This window comes from Micromonospora sp. NPDC002296, from assembly GCF_040296145.1.
Lineage (GTDB): Bacteria > Actinomycetota > Actinomycetes > Mycobacteriales > Micromonosporaceae > Micromonospora.
The window spans coordinates 1-22,209 of record NZ_JBEOWQ010000003.1; the positions used below are offsets into that span (position 1 = coordinate 1).

Annotated in this window: 19 protein-coding genes, 1 tRNA gene and 2 rRNA genes; 10 read left to right on the forward strand and 12 right to left on the reverse strand. The window is 72.1% G+C overall.

Annotation, left to right across the window (positions count from 1 at the left end; all coding sequences use genetic code 11):
• The 3 genes from ABT023_RS03185 to ABT023_RS03195 form a co-directional block, all read left to right on the forward strand.
• Positions 1–469 (forward strand): 23S ribosomal RNA (locus ABT023_RS03185); the annotation flags it as partial.
• 83 nt (positions 470–552) lie between these two features.
• A 5S ribosomal RNA gene (gene rrf / locus ABT023_RS03190) occupies positions 553–669 on the forward strand.
• A 253-nt stretch (positions 670–922) separates the two neighbouring features.
• Positions 923–1,549, forward strand: a complete 627-nt coding sequence (locus tag ABT023_RS03195; RefSeq protein ID WP_350881148.1) for an NADPH-dependent F420 reductase — start codon at positions 923–925, stop codon at positions 1,547–1,549.
• A 94-nt stretch (positions 1,550–1,643) separates the two neighbouring features.
• Here ABT023_RS03195 and ABT023_RS03200 read toward each other — a convergent pair whose 3' ends face one another.
• Positions 1,644–3,458: a VanW family protein gene (locus ABT023_RS03200; RefSeq protein ID WP_350881150.1), complete on the reverse strand. Its 1,815-nt coding sequence runs from the start codon at positions 3,456–3,458 to the stop codon at positions 1,644–1,646.
• Positions 3,459–4,074: 616 nt separating this feature from the next.
• On the opposite strand from ABT023_RS03200, the gene ABT023_RS03205 reads away from it, so the two are divergent.
• A complete protein-coding gene (locus ABT023_RS03205; RefSeq protein WP_350881152.1) occupies positions 4,075–5,283 on the forward strand; it encodes a hypothetical protein in 1,209 nt (402 codons plus the stop codon).
• Positions 5,284–5,387: 104 nt separating this feature from the next.
• On the opposite strand, the gene ABT023_RS03210 is transcribed toward ABT023_RS03205, so the two are convergent.
• Positions 5,388–7,058: a DUF885 domain-containing protein gene (locus tag ABT023_RS03210; protein ID WP_350881154.1), complete on the reverse strand. Its 1,671-nt coding sequence runs from the start codon at positions 7,056–7,058 to the stop codon at positions 5,388–5,390.
• Between the two features lie 52 nt (positions 7,059–7,110).
• Entirely contained in the window at positions 7,111–7,284 is a 174-nt protein-coding gene (locus tag ABT023_RS03215; protein WP_350881155.1) for a hypothetical protein, read from the reverse strand.
• A gap of 111 nt (positions 7,285–7,395) precedes the next feature.
• Here ABT023_RS03215 and ABT023_RS03220 point away from each other — a divergent pair, with 111 nt between their 5' ends.
• Positions 7,396–8,463: a DMT family transporter gene (locus tag ABT023_RS03220; protein ID WP_350881157.1), complete on the forward strand. Its 1,068-nt coding sequence runs from the start codon at positions 7,396–7,398 to the stop codon at positions 8,461–8,463.
• Here the strand turns inward: ABT023_RS03220 and ABT023_RS03225 are convergent, their stop codons facing one another.
• The 3 genes from ABT023_RS03225 to ABT023_RS03235 all read right to left on the reverse strand — a co-directional run bounded on the left by ABT023_RS03225 (position 8,464) and on the right by ABT023_RS03235 (position 13,461).
• Complete coding sequence (locus ABT023_RS03225; RefSeq protein WP_350881159.1) at positions 8,464–9,528, reverse strand: PHP domain-containing protein; 1,065 nt, start codon at positions 9,526–9,528, stop codon at positions 8,464–8,466.
• A gap of 68 nt (positions 9,529–9,596) precedes the next feature.
• Positions 9,597–12,494, reverse strand: a complete 2,898-nt coding sequence (locus ABT023_RS03230) for a glycosyl hydrolase (protein ID WP_350881161.1) — start codon at positions 12,492–12,494, stop codon at positions 9,597–9,599.
• 211 nt (positions 12,495–12,705) lie between these two features.
• Entirely contained in the window at positions 12,706–13,461 is a 756-nt protein-coding gene (locus ABT023_RS03235; protein WP_350881163.1) for a M23 family metallopeptidase, read from the reverse strand.
• A 119-nt stretch (positions 13,462–13,580) separates the two neighbouring features.
• On the opposite strand from ABT023_RS03235, the gene ABT023_RS03240 reads away from it, so the two are divergent.
• From ABT023_RS03240 to ABT023_RS03255, 4 genes are all read left to right on the forward strand, one after another.
• Positions 13,581–13,970, forward strand: coding sequence for a hypothetical protein (locus ABT023_RS03240; protein ID WP_350881165.1), 390 nt, complete (start codon positions 13,581–13,583; stop codon positions 13,968–13,970).
• 166 nt (positions 13,971–14,136) lie between these two features.
• Positions 14,137–14,304, forward strand: coding sequence for a hypothetical protein (locus ABT023_RS03245; RefSeq protein ID WP_350881167.1), 168 nt, complete (start codon positions 14,137–14,139; stop codon positions 14,302–14,304).
• A 129-nt stretch (positions 14,305–14,433) separates the two neighbouring features.
• Entirely contained in the window at positions 14,434–14,964 is a 531-nt protein-coding gene (locus tag ABT023_RS03250) for a tRNA adenosine deaminase-associated protein (RefSeq protein ID WP_350881169.1), read from the forward strand.
• Positions 14,965–15,175: 211 nt separating this feature from the next.
• Positions 15,176–15,634: a nucleoside deaminase gene (locus tag ABT023_RS03255; RefSeq protein ID WP_350881615.1), complete on the forward strand. Its 459-nt coding sequence runs from the start codon at positions 15,176–15,178 to the stop codon at positions 15,632–15,634.
• 130 nt (positions 15,635–15,764) lie between these two features.
• Here the strand turns inward: ABT023_RS03255 and deoD are convergent, their stop codons facing one another.
• Positions 15,765–16,472 carry a purine-nucleoside phosphorylase gene (gene deoD / locus ABT023_RS03260; RefSeq protein ID WP_350881171.1) on the reverse strand — a complete coding sequence of 236 codons (708 nt, stop codon included), beginning with the start codon at positions 16,470–16,472 and terminating at the stop codon, positions 15,765–15,767.
• Positions 16,473–16,547: 75 nt separating this feature from the next.
• On the opposite strand from deoD, the gene ABT023_RS03265 reads away from it, so the two are divergent.
• Positions 16,548–16,637: transfer RNA gene (locus tag ABT023_RS03265), tRNA-Ser, on the forward strand.
• Positions 16,638–16,758: 121 nt separating this feature from the next.
• Here the strand turns inward: ABT023_RS03265 and ABT023_RS03270 are convergent.
• From ABT023_RS03270 to ABT023_RS03290, 5 genes are all read right to left on the reverse strand, one after another.
• Positions 16,759–17,550 (reverse strand): ABC transporter permease, encoded by a 792-nt coding sequence (locus ABT023_RS03270; RefSeq protein ID WP_350881173.1) that lies wholly within the window; start codon positions 17,548–17,550, stop codon positions 16,759–16,761.
• Positions 17,547–18,503: an ATP-binding cassette domain-containing protein gene (locus ABT023_RS03275; protein WP_350881175.1), complete on the reverse strand. Its 957-nt coding sequence runs from the start codon at positions 18,501–18,503 to the stop codon at positions 17,547–17,549. The genes ABT023_RS03270 and ABT023_RS03275 overlap by 4 nt, the downstream gene beginning before the upstream one ends.
• Positions 18,504–18,528: 25 nt before the next feature.
• The gene (locus ABT023_RS03280) at positions 18,529–19,485 is read right to left on the reverse strand and encodes a DUF4097 family beta strand repeat-containing protein (protein WP_350881177.1); all 957 of its coding nucleotides are present in this window, start codon (positions 19,483–19,485) and stop codon (positions 18,529–18,531) included.
• Positions 19,454–19,972: a toxin-antitoxin system HicB family antitoxin gene (locus ABT023_RS03285; protein ID WP_350881179.1), complete on the reverse strand. Its 519-nt coding sequence runs from the start codon at positions 19,970–19,972 to the stop codon at positions 19,454–19,456. The genes ABT023_RS03280 and ABT023_RS03285 overlap by 32 nt, the downstream gene beginning before the upstream one ends.
• 107 nt (positions 19,973–20,079) lie before the next feature.
• Positions 20,080–22,179, reverse strand: a complete 2,100-nt coding sequence (locus ABT023_RS03290; RefSeq protein WP_350881181.1) for an NACHT domain-containing protein — start codon at positions 22,177–22,179, stop codon at positions 20,080–20,082.
• Positions 22,180–22,209 lie beyond the last annotated feature (30 nt).

Consider the following 22,209-nt stretch of genomic DNA (forward strand, 5'->3'; position numbering starts at 1 on the left):
AGGTACCCCGGGGATAACAGGCTGATCTTCCCCAAGAGTCCATATCGACGGGATGGTTTGGCACCTCGATGTCGGCTCGTCGCATCCTGGGGCTGTAGCAGGTCCCAAGGGTTGGGCTGTTCGCCCATTAAAGCGGTACGCGAGCTGGGTTTAGAACGTCGTGAGACAGTTCGGTCCCTATCCGCCGTGCGCGTAGGATACTTGAGAAGGGCTGTCCCTAGTACGAGAGGACCGGGACGGACGAACCTCTGGTGTGCCAGTTGTCCTGCCAAGGGCACGGCTGGTTAGCTACGTTCGGAAGGGATAACCGCTGAAAGCATCTAAGCGGGAAGCTCGCTTCAAGATGAGGTATCCCACCCACCTTTGGTGGGGTAAGGCCCCCAGCTAGACTACTGGGTTGATAGGCCGGAAATGTAAGCTCGGTAACGGGTTGAGTTGACCGGTACTAATAGGCCGAGGACTTGACTACTAAGCTGCTACGCGTCCACTGTGCAACTCTCGACAAATGAACAACAGACCAGTGTTTGGTGTTGTTTGATATGTCGATAGAGTTACGGCGGTCATGGCGGAGGGGAAACGCCCGGTTACATTCCGAACCCGGAAGCTAAGCCCTCCAGCGCCGATGGTACTGCACTCGGGAGGGTGTGGGAGAGTAGGACACCGCCGGACATCTTTCGGTCAGGGCCACCCCTTCGGGGGTGGCCCTGACGCGTTTCCGTGACCATTTCCGTGAAACGCCTCCCGTCGGTGCCACCGGGCTCGGTAGCGTCGCTGAGGGACCCGCCGACGCGGCGTTCCCCGCGAGCGTGGCCGGAAAACCGTACGTGGCGTATGCCTCCAGCACTCTTGGGACGCGCGGGTCGGGGTACCTGCCCACAGTTCGACCGGATCTGACCGCCGACAGGCGGAGGCAGGAGTGGTCATGAAGATCGGAATTGTCGGGTCGGGGCACATCGGTGGCACCCTCACCCGTCGGCTGCGCGCCCTGGGTCACGACGTGACGGTGGCAAACTCACGCGGGCCGGCGTCCATCACCGAGCTTGCCCAGGAGACGGGCGCAACCGCAGGGACCGTGGAGCAGGCCGTCGACCATGCCGACCTGGTGGTGATCGCGATTCCGCTGCTGGCGGTGCCGGCGCTGCCCGCGGAACTTTTCGAGGGCAAGGTCGTCGTCGACGCCGACAACTACTACCCGCAGCGAGACGGGGACATCGCCGAGCTGCTGGACCGCAGCCTCAGCTCCAGCCGGTGGACCGCCGAGCACCTCAAGGGCGCCCGGGTGGTGAAGGCGTTCAACAACATCCAGGCCCAACACCTGCTGGAGAACGGTCACCCTGCCGGCTCGGCCGATCGGATCGCCCTGCCGGTGGCCGGCGACGACGCCGAGGCCAAGCGGATCGTGATGGAGCTGGTCGACGCCCTCGGCTTCGACCCGGTCGACGCCGGCACCCTCGACGAGAGCTGGCGGCAGCAGCCCGACACACCCGTCTACGGCACGGACCGCGACGCGGCCGGCGTACGCCAGGGGCTGGCCGCGGCGCGGCCCTGAGCGACCGCCGGGGCGACGTTCCGCGTACCCGATGGAGAATGTGCCCCGCCGGCGTCGCCGGCGGGGCATTCGCGTGCTGGGGCCCGACGGCCGCTCAGTCGCCGGCCCGGCCGCAGACGTAGCGGGGCTCGGCCAGGTACCGCCAGGTGAACTTCTCCCGCTTGACCACCTTGCCGGCCTTCTTGATGATCCGGAAGGCGTCCTGGGTGAAGCCGTCGATGCCGTTGCTGGAGATGCACGACGGGCCGGCATCCAGGTGGATCGTCTTCGGGCTGGTGATGCCCCGGCGGGGGCCGTACTCGGTCTTGACGCTGTCGTAGATCTTCGTGCTCCAGATCGACACGGTCACCGAGCCGGCGGTGTGCGAGGTGTCGATGAGGACGCCGTACGGGGTGTTGTTGCGGAACTTGAAGTCGAGGTTCGGCCAGAAGATCGTCGACTCGATGACGGCCGGGTACCGGCTGAACCAGTACGAGTGCGGCTTGTGCTCGACGTCCTCCAGCCCGGCGTAGTAGGTCGCGTTGAACAGGGTGGTGGTGAACTGGGAGACGCCGCCGCCCACGCCGGGGACGAGCTTGCCGTCGAGGATCACCGGCGCGTCCTGGTAACCCTGGTCGTAGCCGCGCTCGCCGGTGTGGCCGTTGAGCGAGAACGTCTCGCCGGGCAGTACGACGGTGCCGTCGACCTCCTTGGCGACCTGGACGATGTTCTGGCTGCGGGGCGAGGAGAGGCCGCCGGTGAAGTGGGTGGTGAAGCGGGACACCCGCTCCTTGATGCCGAGGCCGGCCAGCTTGGCCGTGGTCACCTCCGGCTGGGTCTCCTTGAGCTGGCCGGTGACGGTGCGGTCGTCGGTGCGGGGCAACACGGCGAGCAGGTCGCGGCTGAGTGCGGTCGCGTCGAGCTGCGTGCCGGGCCGGCCGTCGATCGGCGTCGGCTTGCCGCCGGTGACAACCATCCGGGCGTCGCGGGGTTCCACCTCGATGGCGTCCAGCTTGCCACCGAGGGCGGAGCGTAGCCGCTTCACGTCGATGCGGGGGGTGAGCTTCCCGCTGTCGTCGGCGGCGAAGCGCAGGCCCCGGGCGATGGCGGTGGGCGGGATGGTGACCGCGCCCTTGGGCGTGCGGAGCGTCACCGGGGCGGCGACGGCGGGACGGGCCAGCTCGGCGACGAGCCGGCTGACCTCCTCGTCGGTCGTCGCCGGCCGGGTCTCCACCAGCGGCACGGTCACCGGCTGGCCGGTGAGCCAGCCGTCCCGGACCGCCTGGGCCGAGCGCTGCGGGTCGAGCGCGAGGCCGGGTTTCGGGCGGACCGGCTTCGGGGTCGTACCGGTGAAGATGATCGCCGGCACGGTCCACTCGCGGATCTGGTCGCCGGCGGCCTTGCGCAGGGCGGCGTCGAGCCGGGCGGCGTCGACGGTCACCACCGGCGCGACGGTGCGGGAGCCGACGAGGCGGCTCACCGGGTGGGCCCGTGCTTTGGCTGCCGCGTCGACGGTGGCCTCGACGTCCACCGTGAGCCCCACGTCGGCGGGCTTGACCTCGACGGTCCGTTCGCCGACGGTCATCCGTAGCGGGGCGGTGAGGGAGCCGCCCCGGGCCAGCTCCGTGCGCAGGTCCCGGACCGCGTCGGTGCGGCTGCGTCCGCCGAGCTCGGTGCCGAGGACGCTGGTGCCGCGCGGGACGTCGCCGGCGTAGGCGTACGCGCCGACGCCGGCCACGGCGCCGAGGACCACCGTGGTGATGCCGGCGGCAAGCAGGATCCGCAGTCGCCGGGAACGGGGGCCCGGCCCGCCGCTGCCGGCGACGGTCGCCGCGCTGGGCTCCGGCTCGTCGTCCGGCCAGCTCACCGCGGTCACCTTGACGGTCGGCCGGTCATCGGCGGGCGGTCGTGTTTCGCCGTACAGAGTCACAGCAACCTCGATCGATACGTACCACGTGGGGTGGCCCCCACCCGGAAGACACCTACGGTAACCAACGGCCGGGCGGAGCGGCAGTCTGCGCCCCGACCCCGTCCGCGCAGCGTGTCGACGCCCGCCGCACCGGGTGTGCGTCGCAGCCCCGGTGCCGGGCGGCCGTTGCAGGGTTGGCGGGCGCGGCTGGACGAGCGGGGGCGGAGGCTCGACCGGGCGGCCCGCGCCGCGCGGAGCCCTGGAGCGGGTCTCGGGAGCGAGTGGTGGAGCCGGTGAACCAGTCGCAGCGACTCTTCAGTATCTCGTTACCAAAAAGTTACCGTTGGGCGCCGCGACTACCGCACGTGAAGCGCGCGGCGCGGCCTGCTGCGCTCTGCCCGATTTGCCCGGGCGGATTCCCCGGCGGGCGTTGACTCATGGTGATCGATGTCGATCTCTGTGTTGCGAGATGGTTACCGGTCAGTAGCAAGGGGCTTGTGAGCCGACTCCCTTCGCGGAAGCATCCAATCCGCAGCCCGCGCCGTCCGTCGGGCCCGGCGGACCGCGGCACCACCACGCCGCAGCTTTCCCTCCCGATCCGCCACCGCGCTCGGTGAGCTCCGTCCCAGGAGGACCCGTGAAGGAAGTCGACGAGCTGGTGCCCCGGCCGGAGCCGGGCGAGGACGTCGCCGGCCCGTTCACCGACACCCCGCCCCGGCCCCGGGACCCGCTGCGCGAGCCGTCGCCCGCCGACCGGGGCCACGACAGCACCCAGCTGCGGCTGCCGGCGGTCGGCCGGCAGCCGGGCGGCCCGTACCAGGGCTCGAAGCTGCTCGCGATCGCCCTGGTGCTGCTCGGCGTCTCGGCCGTCGGGGCGCTCGCGCTGCGCGAACAGGGCCCCGTGCAGGCCGCGCCGGCCACGCTCTGCCCCACCCCGTCACGCACGGGCGCGAGCCCGACCGCCGTGAGGCCGTCGGTGTCCGACCCGGCCGGCGAGAGCCCCGGCCCCACCCCGAGCCCGAGTCCCAGCCCGGGGAAGACGTCGGGCGGCAACCTGATCGCCGACCTCACCGACGGCATCGGCGACCTGATCACCGGCGACGACGACGCGCCGGCGGCCGGCGGGACCGGGGTCGCCGGGGCGACGGAGGGCCCTGAGGCGACGGCGCGGGCCACCCCTGCGGCGACCGCCACCCCGACCCGCCGGCCGGCCTCGTCGGCCAAGCCCACCCCGGACGCCTCGGCCGGCACCGGTAGGCCTACCCCGGACGCCTCGGCCGGCACCGGCAGGCCTACCCCGGACGCCTCGGCCGGCACCGGCAAGCCCACCCCGGACGACCCCGGGTGCGCCACCCCGAAGCCCACCGATCCGGGCGAGGTGAAGCCCGGCAAGCCGCTGCCCCGGATCGCCGCCGAGCCCGGCCAGCCCCGGGTCGCGGCGGAGCCGTCGAAGCTCACCGGCTCCGAGGTCACCATGACCGGGCTGCGGTTCGAGGGGATCGTCGAGCTGGACACCGACGCGGGCAAGCTCAGGACGCTCAAGTTCAGCATGGACAAGGCCGTCACCGACGACTTCCTGCTCCAGGCCGGCGGCCCTGGCGGAAAGACCATGCGGTACGCCACCGACCAGCTGACCGTCCAGGGCGACGTGGCCTTCTACGCCACCCGGTTCGTCGGGCGACTGCTCGGCGTCAAGATCACCCTGGCCCCGGACCTGCCGTTCCCGGACGGCATCCCGATCACCTCGCCGTTTCCGATCACCTTCACCGACCCGGTCATCGACCTGGCGTACGTCGACAGCGACGTCCTGACCGCGAAGCCGGAACTCAAGCTCAGCCTGGCCTGACACGGCCACCCGCCGGACGGGGACCAGCGGCCAGGCCGGCCCCGGTTATCGCGCGGCGGTCGGGACCCAGGGGTCCGCCCCTGCTCCCGGCCGCCGTCGTCGCCTCAGATCCGGGCCAGCGCCCGGCGTAGCGGGTCGAGCCCCAGCGCCCCGAGGTCCAGCGCCTGCCGGTGGAACTCCCTGAGGTCGAAGTCGGCGCCCTTGCGGGCCTTCGCGTCCTCCCGGGCCTGGAGCCAGATCCGCTCGCCCACCTTGTACGAGGGGGCCTGCCCCGGCCAGCCGAGGTAGCGGTTCAGCTCGAAGCGCAGGTTCTCGTCCGGCACCCGGCAGTGCGCCCGCATGAACTCCCAGCCCAGGGCCGGGGTCCACCGCTTTCCGGGGTGGAAGCCGAACGGGTTGTCCTTCGGGATCTCCAGCTCCAGGTGCATGCCGATGTCGACGATCACCCGGGCGGCCCGGAACGCCTGCCCGTCGAGCATGCCGAGCTTGTCGCCCGGGTCATCCAGGTAACCCAGCTCGTCCATCAGCCGCTCCGAGTAGAGCGCCCAGCCCTCGCCGTGCCCGGAGACCCAGCAGAGCAGCCGCTGCCAGCGGTTGAGCAGGCCGGCCCGAACGGCGGTCTGCCCGATCTGGAGATGGTGGCCCGGAACGCCCTCGTGGTAGACCGTGGTCACCTCGCGCCAGGTGGAGAAGTCGGTGATCCCCTGCGGCACCGCCCACCACATCCGTCCGGGGCGGGAGAAGTCCTCGCTCGGGCCGGTGTAGTAGATCGCGCCGTCGCTGGTCGGGGCGAGGCAGCACTCGATGCGGCGGACCTGCTCCGGGATGTCGAAGTGGGTGCCGTGCAGCTCACCGACCGCCTTGTCGGCAAGGGCCTGCATCCAGTCCCGGAACGCCTCCTTGCCCTGGATCGTGCGGGCCGGGTCGGCGTCCAGCGCGGCCACCGCCTCGTCGACGGTCGCGCCCGGCCCGACGATCCGGCCGGACACCGTCCGCATCTCGGACTCCAGCCGGGCCAGCTCGGCGAACCCCCAGGCGTACGTCTCGTCGAGGTCGACCTTCGCGCCGAGGAAGTACTGCGAGGCCAGCTCGTACCGCTCCCGGCCGGCGGCCTGCTTGTCCCGCCCGAACGGGGCCAGCTCGTCGCGGAGGAACTGGCCGAACCCGGCGGTGGCCGCGGTGGCCGCCGCCGCGCCCCGGCGCAGCTCCGCGCCGAGCGTGCCGTCCGCGCCGAGCCGCTCGACCAGCCCGTGGAAGAAGTTGTCGCCGTCCGGATCCGTCCAGACGTCGCACTGCTTCGCGACCTCGACGAGCTGGGTCTTCGAGCTGACCTTCCCGGACGCGGCCGCCTCACGCAGCGTCGTCTTGTAGCCCTCCAGGGCGCCGGCGAACCGGTTGAGCCGGGCGGCGATGTCGGCCTGCGCGTCGGCGCTCCCGGTCGGCATCAGGTCGAACACCATGCGGAGTTCGTGCAGGCCGCTGGCGATGACGTTGACCTCGCTGGTCGTCTCCCCGGCGTCGTAGCGGGCGAGGTCCAGGCCGAGGCGCTCCTGCATGGCCTCCTTGGCCGTCCGCTCCGACTCCGACGCGGGTTCGGTGACGTCGAGGTCGGCGAGGGTGCGCCGGGTCAGGTCGGCCCGGGCCGTGTAGCCCTCCGGCGACAGGTCGTCCAGTTGATCGTCGTGTCCGGCGATGCCGACGTAGGTCGCGCCGGTCGGGCTCAGCGCGGCCCAGTCTGCGACGTACCGGTCGGCGAGGTCATCGATTCGTCCCACGGCTGCGACCCTACGCGACCACGCCGCCGCCCTGCCGACCTGTTCAACGTGTTCAGGGCAGCAGCTCGGCCGGGTCGAAGTCGATCGGGAACGGCGCGTCGGCCCGCAGCCGCTCCCCGCTGACCGCCCGCGCGACGGTGTCGTAGCCACCGAACTTGCCGAGGGCGAACAGCTCGACCGCCGCGCGTGCCGCAGCCGGCGGGAGATCTCGACCCGCATGAAGCACGGCAACAGACGGGCCGGGATCGCACCATCACTTGAGATGGTTCCTATGGCGCGGGACACGGCGGCCGAAAAGCGCGGGACTTCGTCGTACGGCTCCGGCAGAGTGTCAGGAGTGACACCGGAGATCACCCCTGACAGATCGGCGCTGCGCAGCTGGCTGCCGGGCTTCCTCGCGCTCGCCGCGATCTGGGGCTCCAGCTTCCTGTTCATCAAGATCGGCATCCGGGAGCTGCACCCGCTGCACCTCACCCTCTACCGGGTCGCCGCCGGGGCGCTGACCCTGCTCGTCCTGCTTCCGCTGCTGCGCGACCGGCTGCCCCGGGAGCCCCGGGTGTGGGCCCACCTCTTCGTGGCCGCCGCCCTCGGCGTGGCCCTGCCGTTCACCCTCTTCGGGTACGGCGAGCAGCGGGTCGAGTCGATGCTCGCCGGGATCTGGAACGCCACCACGCCGCTGGTCGTGCTGCCGCTGGCGGTGCTGGTGTTCCGCACCGAGCGGTTGACCCCGCGCAGCGCGGTCGGGCTGGGGCTGGGCTTCGTCGGGGTGCTCGTGGTGCTGGGCGTCTGGGAGGGCGTCGGCGGGGCGCACTTCACCGGCCAGCTCATGTGCCTCGGCGCGGCGGCCTGCTACGGCGTCGCCATCCCGTACCAGAAGCGGTTCATCGCGGGCAGTTCCCACTCCGGGGTGTCGCTGTCGGCGGCCCAGCTTCTACTGGCGACCGCCCAACTCGCCGCGGTGGGGCCGCTGGTGGCGGGGGCGCCGCCGGTGCCCACCGGCCTCTCGGCCGAGGTGCTCGCCAGCGTGCTCGCGCTGGGCGCGCTCGGCACCGGGCTCGCCTTCGTGATCAACCTGCGCAACATCCGGGTCGCCGGGGCGAGCACCGCCTCCACGGTGACCTACCTGATTCCGATCTTCGCGGTACTGATCGGGGCGTTGGCGCTCGGCGAGCGGCTGAACTGGCACCAGCCGGTCGGCGCGCTGATCGTGCTGGCCGGGGTGGCGGTGACACAGGGCCTGCTCGGCCGGCGCAGGCGGCCGGCGGGGGCTCCCGGCCCGACCGGGGCTCCGCCCGGCCCGGCGGCGGTCGGGAAGACGGCCGCCCCCGCGGTCGACGGGCGGGCCACCCCGGCCGCCGACGGGGGTGGCCGGGGTGCGCCGGCGACCGGGCCCGCCGTCGGCTGATCAGCCCCGGGCCCACTCCACCAGGCGGTCCGCCGGCCAGGTGTTGACCACCCGGTCGGCGGGGACGCCGCACAGCGCCGCACGCTCGCAGCCGAACCGCTGCCAGTCGAGCTGCCCCGGGGCGTGGGCGTCGGTGTTGATCGCGAACCGGCAGCCGGCCTCCAGGGCCCGGCGGATCAACCGCTTCGGCGGGTCCTGCCGCTCGGGGCGAGAGTTGATCTCGACGGCGACGTCGTGCTCGGCGCAGGCGGCGAAGACGGCGTCCGCATCGAAGTCGCTCTCGGCCCGGGTACGCGGCCGGTGCGCCCGGTCGCCCGGCCCCTTCACCCCGGCGGGACGGGAGGCGACCATCCGGCCGGTGCAGTGGCCGAGGATGTCCAGGTTCGGGTCGGCGATCGCGGCCAGCATCCGCCGGGTCATCCTGCCCCGCTCGTCGCCCAGCCCGCTGTGCACCGAGCCGACCACCACGTCGAGGCGGGCCAGCAGCTCCTCGTCCTGGTCGAGCGAGCCGTCGGCGAGGATGTCCACCTCGATCCCGGTGAGGATGCGGAACCCCTCGGGCAGCGCCGCGTTGACCGCCGCCACGTGGTCGAGTTGCTTGCGCAGCCGGTCCGCGGTCAGCCCCCGCGCCACCTTCAGGCGGGGGGAATGGTCGGTCAGCACGACGTACTCGTGGCCCAGCTCGACCGCCGCGAGCGCCATCTCCTCGATCGGCGAGCCGCCGTCGGACCAGTCGGAGTGGGTGTGGCAGTCGCCGCGCAGCGCCGTGCGCAGCGCGGTGGCCGCGGCGTCCAGGTCGGTGCCCTCCGTGGCGACCAGTCGGCGCAGGTAGACCGGCTCCTCGCCGGCCAGCGACTCGGCGACGCAGCGCGCGGTGACGTCGCCGACCCCGGCCAGGTCGGTGAGCGTCCCGGCGCGGGCCCGCTCGGCGGCCTCCTGCGCCGGCAGCGCGGCCAGGACCTTCGCCGCCGAGCGGAACGCCCGGACCCGGTACGTCGCCTCGTTGGCCCGTTCCAGCAGGAAGGCGATGCGGCGGAGGTCGGCGACGGGGTCCCGGGCGGTCATGCCCTGCAACCTACGCCCCGCGCCGCCGGTCGGGGCGACCGGCGGCGCGGGGGTGGTGGTGCGTCGGATCAGGAGTACGGCAGTTTCACGACCGACTGGTTGCCGAGTCCGAGGGTGGTGGGGTTGTTGCCGATCGCCGACCAGACCTCCACCCTGACCGTGCCGCCGGTCAGGTTGCCGAGCGTCCCGCTGCTGGAGGCCAGCCCGGCGGCCTGGGTGTAGTGCTCGTACCCGGCGACCGGGTCGGTGGCGAAGTAGCGGTACGTCTCCACCCGGTCCCAACTCCCGTTGCCGGTCAGGTCGTAGGAGACCCGCACCTGCACCCCGTTGCCGACTGCGGCGCCGGCGTCGAGGAACAGGTCGAACGACGTCTGCCCGCCGGCGTACCCGAGGTTGAGGCCGGTCGCGGTGAACACCCGGGCGTTGGTCGGGGTGCCGTCGTGGTTGCCGTTCGCCGCCGCCACCGTCGTGGTGGCCGCGCCGCCGGCCGCCCCGAGGCCGCCGCCGGTGAGCAGGTACCGCGTCGACGAGCCGGACGGCGGCGGGGTGGTGGTCGGGCTCGGTGACGGGCCGGTCGGGGTGGGGGTCGGCGACGGCCCCGGGCCGCCGCCGGTCGCGTTGCCGCCGCTCCAGGTGTACGCCCCGGTGGTGGCCGTCTTCCCGGCCGCCACCGCGAGCGTGGTCCCGTCGGAGAACCGGACGGTGATCGGCGTCGCGGTGATGTTCGACGCCACATACGTCCGTGCCCCGTTGCGGCTGAAGACGGCGCTCAGCGGGTGGTTCGCGCTGACCGTGGTGTCGACGGTGCCGAGTGCGGCGAGGTTGCGGATCCAGTGGAAGGTGTGCGCCCGGCTCTCCCCCTCCTCCGGCGTGTAGCCGGGGTTCGCCCGCAGGCTCGACAGCGCCGCGTTGCCGTCGCCGAGCGCCTGGAACTGCCAGAGGATGTCCTGCCACACCGTCGGCTGCCCGCCGTTGTTGCGGACCAGCTCCGCCCAGTTGGTGCGGACGTACGCCGGGTCGTAGCCGAGGTAGAGGTGGCCGCCGGTGACCGGCAGCAGGTTGATGCCCTGGATCATTTCCGGCTCGGCGCTGAACCAGGTCGAGTACGCCCCGCCGTCGCCCCACACCATGCCGACCGTGGAGTGCCCGAAGGCGGCCGGGAAGTTCTCGTTGGCGTGGTCGAACCAGTACTCCTGGATCGTCGCCGCCTGGGTGGTGTAGAGGAAGATGCCGGCGTCGCGGACGGCGGTGTCGCCGGTGGCCTGGCCCCACTGGATCAGGGCGTTGGCGAAGTTCATCCCCTCCGACGAGGACTCCTGGTTGTTGCCGGCGCCGAACGAGCCGTGCCCGGAGGCCCAGTCGTGGCCGGCGTAGATGTCGAAGTCCCGCAGGTACGGGAACCGGGTGTCGTTGCGGTCGTAGTTGTCGGCGTCCCGGATGAGCAGGTCCACCATGCCGCCGTAGCGGGCGTCGGTGGCCCACTGCGGGTCGTACTTGGCCAGGGTGGCCGCCGCGGCGATGAAGTAGCCGTAGTGGAAGTGGTGGTCGTTGAGTTCCTGGTCGGACCCGTACGACGCCGGGTAGCCGATCAGGGTGCCCCAGTTCTGGTCGTAGTAGAAGACCTTCGCGGACTTGCCGGGCGAGGCGGTGAACCAGTCGGTGAGGGTGGCCCGGATGGCGTTCAGCGCGCTGTCCCGGGTGGCGGTGTCGTCGACCAGGTCGGCCACCTCGGCGATCCGGGCGGCCCGGCCGAGGCCCTTGCCGGTCCAGTACGTGTCGCCGCCGCGCTGGTCCATCGGGTTGCCCCGGACGGCGGCGAGCTGGTCGCGCAGCGTGTTCAGGTCGGCTCCGGAGCCGTCGCCGACGGCGGGCAGTTCGGGCAGCACCCCCTGGAAGGTCATCGCGGTGCGGAACTGGCTGACGCCGGTGAGCACCTTCATCCGGCCCCGCGCCGACGGGTAGCTCTGGGCGATCGGGGTGGACCCGGTCAGCGCCTTCCACTGGTGCGGGTAGAGGCTCACCACGGTCTGGGTGGCGGTGCCCTCCCGGGCCGTGGTGGTGAACGCGTACGTGGTGGTCATCCGGCTGCTCGCCTGGTCGTAGGCGTACGAGACCCGGGTGCCGGTGACGTGGGCGTGCGCGTACCGGCCGTAGGAGGCGGCCAGGTCGGCGCGCTCCTGCGCGGTGCTGCTCGCGGTGGTGGGCAGCAGGGCGAGGGAGAAGTAGCCCCTGCCGGCCAGCGTGGACGAGATCCGGCCGCCGCTGACCGTCCAGCTCGCCCCGGTCGGGGCGTACCCGACGTAGTCGTGGCCGGCGATGGTGAAGCCGATGGTGGCGCCGCTGTTCGACCAGACGGTCGGGGTGCTGTTGGCGCTGACCACCGCGTCGCCGCCGGTGGTCTGGAAGTACGCGAACGGCAGCCCGTGGCCGATGGTGGCGCGCATGGTCCGGGCCCCGTCGCTCCAGTACGGGGTTACGGTCCAGTCGGTCCAGTTGGCCACCTTCACGGTCGGCGCGGCCAGCCCGGCCACCCCGACGCGGATGTCCTGCACGTACGGGTAGTGGAACTCGCCGACGCCGGTGGCGGTGCCGCTGATCGCCGGGGTGGAGTTGGCGGAGAAACCCAGCCCGTCGGTGAACGTGTCGTAGGAGAGCGGGTGGGCGTGCAGCGGCTCGCTGTAGGCGCAGTCGGTGCGCTTGAACAGCAGCGACGACCACCAGTCGTTGGTGGGCACGGCACCGGCGGGCGCGTCGGCGGTGACGAACTGCCGGGGGTTGGTGGAGAGCTGACCGCACCCGGAGGGCAACGGGCCGACCGGGGTGGTGGTGTAGCTGCCCGCGCCGACCGGGGCGGCCTCGGCGGGGGCGGTGCCGGCGGCGACGGCGAGGCCGCCGGCGACGAGGGCGAGGACGGTGGTCGAGGCGAGGGCCCAGAGGCGGTGGCGGTGTGGTGCGGGAGGTGTCACGGGTGCCTCCATCGCGCGGGGGCGCCGGACGGGCCGGCGGCGGCGTTTGGTGGTAATCGGGAGGTTCGTTACCTGTGAGAGCGCTCTCTCACGATAGGACGTTAACCGCTTGCCGAGACATGCGTCAATGTGTCCGACCGGTTAAGCCGTGATGTCGCGATTGGCCCGAGGGGTGGGCCCGCTCCCGGCGGGCGGCCCCGTCCGGGCCCGGTCAGCCGGCTGCCGGGGCCTTCGGGCAGCCGTGCTTCCGCCGCCACGCGCCCACCTCGGCGGCCGGCTCCCGGTTGCCGAGCCGCCGCCACGAGTCGAGGTAGCGGGCCGGCCAGACCACCCCGCGCCGGATCCACCAGTCGCCCCGGCCCGTGCAGGCAGGCGAGATGCCGAAGTGCACGTGGCAGACGTTGTTCGCGTTGCCCGTCCGGCCCACCCTGCCAACCTGCTGACCGGCCCGCACCCGGCTCCCCGTGTCGATCCCCGCGGTGATCGCGCTGAGGTGCGAGCCGTAGTAGCGCACCCCGTCGTCGCCCAGCAGCGACACCGACAGGCCCCCGTTGTTCGGCCCCAGCGGCCCTCGCCGGTCGAACCGGTCCACCCGGCTCACCTCGAGAATCGTCCCGTCGGTCACCGCCACCACCGGCTCGCCGCAGTCGGCGAAGATGTCCGTCCCCGGGTATGCGGAGTGGGTCGGGTGGTAGTCGACGTTGCCGGCGCGTACCGGGAAGACGTGCCGCAGGCCGCCCCGGGTCGGCGAGGCCGAGGCCGACGGCCGGGCGGCCGTCGGCGCTGGTGCTGCCGTCGGCGCGGCCGGCTGGTCGGCGGTGGCCGGGGCCGTCGGCCCGACCCACCCGCCGCCGTTCGGCGCGGCGGACGGCGGCGCCGAGCAGCCGGCGGCCAGCACCGGCGAGAGCAGCAGCAGGACCGGGTAAGCCGCACGCGCGCGGCGCCGGCGCGAGAAGCGCGAGGGCATCCGGTCATCCTGACAGAACGGTTACGGTTGGGTCGGTACGGTCCGGGGCGCCGCCGGCACCCGTCCCGCGTGCCGGCCGGACCGGCCGGTGCGGGAGCGCCGGCTCGGAAGGAGTGACGGTGACGACGTGGCAGCCTGCCCTCCCGGCCCACCCGGAACCGGGGCGCCCCGGTTCGCGTACCCCCTCGGGGCTCTTCCCCTCCGGGCCGCCGACCCGGCCGACCTGGCGCGAACCGCACCCCGTCACCGGGGCGGGCGTCGCCTCCGGCGGCGCGCTCGCCGCCGCCTGGCTGGCGTTGTTCGGCCTGCTCGGCCGCGACGTCCCCGGATACGCCTGGTGGACCGTCCTTGCCGGCGGGCTGGCCTGGCTGGCCGCCCTGGCGCTCGTCCGGTTCGGCGACCGGGGGGTGGCCACCGGGGTCGCCATCGTCACCGCCGGAGGCTGGAGCGTCGCCGCCGCCGTGGTCGCCGTGCGCTGGGCGAGCGTCGGCGACTGGCCCCTGTGGTGAGACCGCAGCGGGGAGGCGCGAGGTCGATGACCGCACCCCCGCCGCGCCACCACCAGGCCGGCGGCGGGCAGCCGCCGGCCGGTCGGCCGCGCACCGACGGTCGCGGCCCGGTTGCGCACGGAAGTCCCGTCTTGACGTACCCGCTCGGACGGCGCACCCTCGGCGTATGGCCTGGACCACCTCCCGCCCCGACCCCGAGCGGAGCCGCCGCCGCCTACAGATCCTCGCCGAGCTGGCGGGGGCCCGGGCGGAACGCAGGCAGGACCGGCCGCAGCGCGCCCGCACCGAGCAGTTGCGGCAGCTGATCGCCACCCGGCGTCGCGTCGGCGGCTGAGCCGGCACACCCACACTTTCCACGGGATTGACCGGCCCTTCGGGGCGTTGACCGGTCGCCTGCCGATCCGACCGGTTACCGTGCACGCGTACGGGTCGGCGAGTAGGGCCGAGGCTATTTGGGGGGACCGTGTCGTACTTCGCTGCGGCCGTGGTGCGCGACGAGGGCGGCTGGACGGCCGCCGAGGTGAACCTGCGCGGCGCCACCGACGTCGACGAGGTCGCCGACCGGCTGCGCGACGTCGAGCCGGACGCCGACCTGTCGCTGCTCTTCGTCGAGGCCGACGATGCCTACCTGGTCGTCCTGCGCCTCGACGAGGCCGAGGACCTGCGGGTATTCGGCTCCGACTCCGCGTACGCCGAGGAGTCCCGGCTCGGCGCCATGTTGATCGGGGACCTCAAGGGGTCGGTCACCGACTTCGACGACACCGACGAGCCCCGGTCGAACGCGACCGGAGGCGACGACGACAACGAGCAGCCGGCGGTCGACCCGGAGGCCGACCCGGTCGGCGACGCGGACCTCCTGGCCGACCTGGGCATCTCCGCGCAGCGGCTGCTGGCCCTCTGCACGCACGAGGGGATGCTGCCGGCCGACGTCACCGCCGAGGTGTGTCAGATCCTCGGGTGCGTGGACGAGGTCGAGGAGCTGCGTGGCGTCTGATCCGCCGTCCTCCACCGACGGGGCCGGGCTGGCCGGCGGCGGCTCGGCAGCGAGGGGTGCCGCCGAGCCGGCCGATGCGACCGACCCGGCGCTGGGGCCCGTGCGACCGGGCCAGCCGACCCCGGGCGCGGTCGGGCGGATCGGCCCGGGCGCGGACGAGGGCCTGGCGGAGCTGGACGGAGCCGGCCGCCGGCAGCGGCACGAGCTGTGGATGCGCCGGGCGCTCCAGGTGGCCGTCACCGGCCCGGAACCGACTGTCACCGGCCCGCCGGCGGACGACATGGCGACGGACGACGTGCCGGTGGGCGCCGTGGTCTACGGCCCGGACGGGACCGAGTTGGCCGCCGGGCGCAACGAGCGGGAGCTGACCGGGGATCCGACCGCGCATGCGGAGGTGCTGGCGCTGCGCCGGGCCGCCGAGCGCCTGGGCCGCTGGCGGCTCGACGACTGCACCCTGGTGGTGACCCTCGAACCGTGCACGATGTGCGCCGGGGCGATCGTGCTGGCCCGGATCCCGACCGTGGTCTTCGGGGCGTGGGAGCCCAAGACCGGGGCCGCCGGCTCGCTCTGGGACGTGCTGCGCGACCGCCGTCTCAACCACCGCCCCGAGGTGTACGGGGGAGTGTTGGAGGCCGAGAACTCCGCCGTCCTGCGAGCCTTCTTCCGCTGAGGCGCTGCCTCCGCCTGCGGCGTGGCCCGGGGATCGGGCAGGATCGCGCTCGATCCGGGATGTGGTGGCCTCCGGGGCGACCGGACGCCACTGTTTCCCGGATCGAGCGCGACCCTGGGGTACGGAGTGGTCAGGCGACGATGGTGTCCAGGCCGATCTCGACCATCTGGGAGAACGTCTGCTCGCGCTCCTCCGCGGTGGTCTTCTCGCCGGTCTTGATGTGGTCGCTGACCGTGAGGATGGTCAGCGCCCGGGCCTTGAACCGGGCGGCGATCGTGTAGAGCGCCGCGGACTCCATCTCCACCGCCAGCACGCCGTAGTCGGCGAGCGTGTCGTACAGGTCGGGACGGTCGGTGTAGAAGGCGTCCGCCGCGAGGACCGAGCCCACCCGCATGGTGACGCCGCGCCGCTCGGCCACCTCGACCGAGGTACGCAGCAGCCCGAAGTCGGCTACCGGGGCGTAGTCGATCAGCCCGTCGAAGCGCATCCGGTTCATGTTCGAGTCGGTGGAGGAGCCGATCGCCGCCACCACGTCCCGCAGTTGGAGGTCCCCGGCGAGCGCCCCGCAGGAGCCGACCCGGATCAGGGACTTCACGCCGTAGTCGTTGACCAGTTCGTGGGCGTAGATGGAGGCCGACGGCATGCCCATGCCGGAGCCCTGGACGGAGACCTCCACGCCGTTCCAGCGGCCGGTGAAGCCCAGCATGCCCCGAACCGTCGAGTAGCACCTGGCGCCCTCGAGGTAGGTCTCCGCGATCCACTTGGCCCGCAGCGGGTCACCCGGCATCAGGACCCGTTCGGCGATCTCTCCCGGCTTCGCGCCGATGTGCGTACTCATGGCAAAGATCCTGCCAGGCCGATCCGGGCGATACCGGTTCGGCGTCCAGACCCGGCGTCCTGTACCCTTCTCGGCGGTGGCGTGTCCGAGTGGCCTAAGGAGCACGCCTCGAAAGCGTGTGAGGGTTTACGCCCTCCGCGGGTTCAAATCCCGCCGCCACCGCCATATAGCAGGGTGAAATGCCCGGCAGCTCCGCTCGGAGCCGCCGGGCATTTCCTCGTCCGGTCTCAGCTGACTGAGCGGACCTGGTCATGACCGCGATGAGCCGAGCAGGTCATTTTTCGATCTATCGGGTGGACTCGCGGTTGAACAGCTTCTTCGACCAGAGGTAGCCGCCGAGGGTGATGACGACGCACCAGCCGATGGCGATGACGGCACTGTTCCCGATCGGAGTGCCCATCAGGAGACCGCGGATGGTTTCGATGAGCGGGGTGAACGGCTGGTACTCGGCGAACCAGCGCAGCGCGGTCGGCATCGAGTCGGTCGGGACGAACCCGCTGCCGAGGAACGGAAGCAGGACCAGCGGCATGCCGACGTTGCTCGACGACTCGACGGTCTTGCTGGCCAGACCGAATGCGACCGACAGCCAGATGAAGGCGAAGGCCATCATCACCAGGACGCCGGTGAGGGCGAGCCAGTCGCCGAGACCTGCCGACGGCCGGAAGCCGATGAGCAGCGCGACGCCGATGACCACCGCGATGCTGAGCATCGTCTGGACGAGGCTGCCGATGACGTGGCCCGTCAGGACGGAAATGCGGGCGATGGCCATGGTGCGGAACCGGTCGACGATGCCCTCGGTCATGTCCATGGCGACCGAGATGGTGGTGCCCTGAACCGCGGCGGTGATCGTCATCAGGATGATCGCGGGGGTGACGTAGTTGACGTACTCCGCCCGTCCGCCGGAGGGGCCGCCGAGCCCGGCGCCGAGTGTGCCGCCGAGGACGTAGACGAACAGCAGCAAAAAGACGATCGGCATGCCGATGAGCATCACCGTCATGGACGGATAGCGCACCATTCGCGTGAGGTTGCGGCGCAGCATCGTCGCCGAGTCGGTCAGTGCGTACGACACGGTGCTCATCGCGTTGCCACCTTTTCGTTCCTGGGGTTGCCGGTGAGGGCGAGGAAGACGTCGTCGAGGTCGGGGGTGTGCATGCTGAGCGAGTCGACCTCGACCGCGTTCTCGTCAAGCCGGTCGAGCAGGGCCTTCAGCGCACGGGGGCTGCCGTCGTGCGGCACCCGCAGGGCGAGCGCGTCGCTGTCGCGGGACGTCTGGCCCACGACGCGAGCGGCAGACTCGAGGTCGCCGGGGCCGGCGAACCGCAGCAGGATGTGGCCGCCGGGGATGCGGCGCTTGAGTTCGTCCGCGGTGCCCTCGGCGACGATCTTGCCGTGGTCCAGTACCGCGATCCGGTCGGCGAGTTCGTCGGCCTCCTCCAGGTACTGCGTGGTGAGGAAGATGGTGACGCCATCCGCGACCAGCTCCCGCACGATCTGCCACATGCCACGGCGGCTGCGCGGGTCCAGCCCGGTGGTCGGCTCGTCGAGGAAGATCACCTGGGGTGTGCCGACCAGGGTCATCGCGAGGTCAAGCCGCCTGCGCATGCCGCCGGAATAGGTCGCGACCGGCTTCTTGGCCGCGTCGACCAGGTCGAACTGGTCGAGCAGTTCGGCCACCCTGCGCCTGCCCGCCGCCCGACCCAGGTGGTGCAGATCGGCCATCAGGGTCAGGTTCTCCTGGCCGGTCAGCAGGTTGTCGACCGCGGAGAACTGGCCGGTGACGCCGATCGCGGCGCGGACCGCGTCGGGCTCGGCGGCCAGGTCGTGGCCCGCGATTCGTGCGCTGCCCCCGTCGGCGCGGATCAGCGTGGACAGGATCTTCACCGTGGTGGTCTTGCCAGCTCCGTTCGCGCCGAGCAGCGAGAAGACGGTGCCCCGCGGGACGTTCAGGTCGATTCCGTCGAGCACGACGTGGTCGCCGAACGACCTGCGCAGTCCGGTCGCCGTGATCGCCGGCTGGGATGGCGTGGTCATGGGAGGGCCCCTTCGAGAGGTCTGGTCAGGAACGGCGGACGGTGATGTCGCCGAAGGAGGTGTTCGCACGGACTTCGACGGTCTCCTCGGACGTCTTCGGTCCTTGGCCGATGTCGTCCAGCGCGTTGTGCACTCGCCCGTGCCCGGTTTTCAGGTCGAGCCACGCGGCGGTGCCCGCAGCGACACCGATCTCCAGGTCGCCGGTCGCGGTGTGCAGCGTGACCGAGCCGCGCGTGACCTCGCCGATGCGAATGGTTCCGTTGGAGGTCTTGGCTTCCACTCCGGCATCGGCCCGGTCGACGGAGATGTCGCCGTTGGCCGTACGCGCACGCAGCTCGCCGGTGACGGTGCCGATGTCGGTGTTGCCGTTGGAGTTCTTGATGACGGCGGCCCCGCCGATCTCGCCGATGTGAACCCGTCCGCTGCCGGTGGCGACTTCGGCGTTACCGTCGATCGTGTCGACCGTGACGTGGCCACCGGAGGTGTCCAGGCGAAGCTGGCCGATCCGGTCGAGTCGGAAGTGACCGACGGAGGTCTTGAACCGGCACTCCCCCAGCGCGCCGGTGCTGTGGAAGTCCCCGACCGACACGTCACCGTGCACCGCCGAGCCAGTGGGAAGTTCGACGAGCACAGCGACCGACCTGGTCTTCTTGGAGAAGCCGAACACCCGGGCCTTCGGCCCGCGCACGGTCAACGTGCCGTTGGCGTACTCGACGCGGGTCTGCTGTGCGGCCTCCACGTCGGATTCGTCGGACTCGTCGCTCGGCCGCACCTCGACGACGGTGTCGGTGCGGTCGCTCGCGATGAGCCGCACGCCGCCGACGGCGATGTCAATCGTGACGGAGATCGATTCCGGGGTGGCAAAAACAGGCATGGCTGTCCCCTCAAGATGAGTCGGAAGAACATCCCCGCTGGTGGGGGACGTGAAAGGAAGGTAGGGCCGGGTTCGGCTAACGCGCCCAGCCGGTGTAGCGCTGCGCACTGGGCTTGCCGCGCCGCTCGGAGCCGTGGTCGCGCTCCGCGGCTCGCAGCGCGGTCGAGGCGGCACGCACCAGCCACGCGTTGACCGACCGGCCCTCCTTGCCGGCCGCTTCCTCGACCGCGGCCTTGAGCTGTTCCGGGAGGCGGACGTTGATGCGCGCCGTGGCACCGTCCTCGAAGCCCGCCGCGGCTTCGTCGGCCGGCACCGCGCCCCGGTCGGTGGCCTCCTCCTGTGGCTGCTCCGCCTGATGAGGTGCCACGACGAACTCCGGGTCACGGCCACGCAGGCGAACCTGGACCGAACCGGGAGCCAGCTCCCTGGTGATCTCGTCGGCGGCGGCCGACAGTGCTTCGAGCAGGGCGAGCCGGATCGCCGACTCCATCGACACGGTCAACCGCTCGATCAACGCGGTGTCGTTGTCATTACCGGTCTCCACGGCCGTCAGCAGCTCACGACCGAGAGAGGCCACGTACGGGGTCAGGTCCATGGCATCACTATGGCACACGATGGCACCATGGGCAACCGATCTGGCTCAATCTGGCTCAGGATGGCAGCAGAATGATGCCAGTGGTGCCGCAGTGGCTCCGGATCGGTTCAGCCGTCCTTGAGAGCGATGCTGTCGACGGGTGGCGGCCGGCGCGGTCTCAGCGTTCCCGCCGGCACCTGGTCCGCGAAGAACTCGAGCAACTCCCGGTGGACGAAGATGTACCCGTCTCCGACATCACGCAGGAAGAGACACTGCACCGCGTAGTCGAGGAACGGCCGTAGCGGTCGGGGCAGGGCGTCCTCCCGGGCGAGCCGCCGACGGACCAGCCACTGCTCCACGATCGGCCCGACCGCGACGGACGCCAGCAGGTACAGCACCGCCGCCGTCCCGACGAGCAGGCCGTACCGGAAGCCGTCGGCGTCGGTCCGCTGCCAGGCGACGAGCAACCCGGCCGGGGCGCCGGCGATCACGCCGAGGGGCGGCGTAGCGCGGAGGGCGATGCGGAGGCGCTGGCGCAGCGCGGGGCTCGGGACCTCGCGACGTGGGGCACCCCCGGGCGGGCCCACGACGTAGAGGTGGAACGCCACGGTGTTGCCGACGCTCATGGCGAGCAGCGCGGCGAGCGCGAAACCGATCCAGTACGCCAGGCCGGTGAGCAGGCCCGCCCAGCCGTCGGAGAGGCCGAAGATCGCCCCGACCGCGAGCGTGCCGGCGACGACCGATCCGCCGACGGCCGACTTGAACAGGACCTCTGTGAACTCCGCGGCCGTGTCGGTCAGCCAGTTGACCTGGGTCGAACGCCGGCCCTCGGGCCGTCGTCCCCAACGCGCGATCAGGGTGAGGTCGTCGTACTCGCCGAACGCGAGGCCGAGCGCCGTCAGGACGGCGGCCACCGGGCCGGCGGCGATGCCGGGCCGGCCCGCCAGCGCCGCCCCGCAGAGAGTGACCACCAGCCCGACGGCGATGCTGATCGCGGTCCGGCTGTACAGGTCGGGGTTCCTGAGCGGCCAGGTCGGTGACCAGTCAGGGGCCACCAGGTCCAGGACGAAGATGGACTGCTGGCGTGCCCGCATCCGGTCACCGAGCAGCGAGAGGTACCGGGTGGCCTGCTCAGGCCGGTAGCTGGGGTGCGGCCGGTGCCGCAGCATCGTCTCGGTGTACCGGGCGAAGAGCCGGTGCCGGCGGCTGCCGGTGCCGGTCTCCGGGCCGGGACCGTCGGCGTAGGCCAGCGCCATGATGCTGAGCAGCAGCGGCGACCCGGTGAATTCCCACAACTCCTCGTCCGCCGCGAGGGCGTCCCGCAGGCCGGCGAGGGCGGGCCCCGACCGGTTCAGGTGCCGCTCGATCTGCGGCCGGGTCAGCGGCTCGATGGTCACGTTGCCGTAGACGGGCAGGCTGGTCCGCAGCCTTTGGTACTCCGCCGCACGGCAGCAGAGGGCGATCGGGGTGAGGGGCTGTTGGGCGTGGAACGCGGCGATCGCCGCCACGCATTCGTCGCGGCGCGCCTCGACCACCTCGTCGAGGCCGTCGAGCAGGGGCAGGATCTCGCCGGCCGCGACCCATGCCGCGGCCTGGGCCGACGGTATCCCGTACCGCTCGGTGAGCTGCTCGGCGAGCCACTGGGCGAGGGGCTGGCGGCGCGTCGCCCACGACGAGAGGTTCAGGACCACCGGGACGGGCGCGTCCCGGTCCGTCTCGGCCCCGTCGAGCAACTCCCGCGCGAGTTCGAGCAGCGTGGTCGTCTTGCCGGCGCCCGGTGCCCCGAGGATCACCATGGCCCGGTCGAGTCGCTCGAAGATCGTGGCGACCGACGTCCGGTCGTGGAGGACGCCGGTGAAGCCGTCCCGGTGGCTGGCCCGCAGCGTCCACGGGTACCGGCGGTCGTCGGCGGACGCCGTGATGCCCAGTTGGAGCCGCGCCTCCACGTGCAGCGAGCGGTCCAGCACGCTCGTGATCCAGTAGCGGCGTACCCGGTCGAGCAGCACCCGGCGGGCCCGCCCCGCGCTCGCGCCGCCCACCGGACCGGGTTCGCGGGCCCGGCGGATCTCGACCACCGTCAGCGCCGTGGCCACGAGGGCGAGCAACGGCCAGGCGAGCCAGAGGTACGGGGACCAGCGGTCGGGCAGCACCCCCGTGGCGACGTTGGTGACGATCCCCAGCAGGGTCACGCAGACCACCGTGAGGACGACCGTGGTTACCCGACGCATGCGTAGTCTCTACCGTCCGCCGCCGTGGCG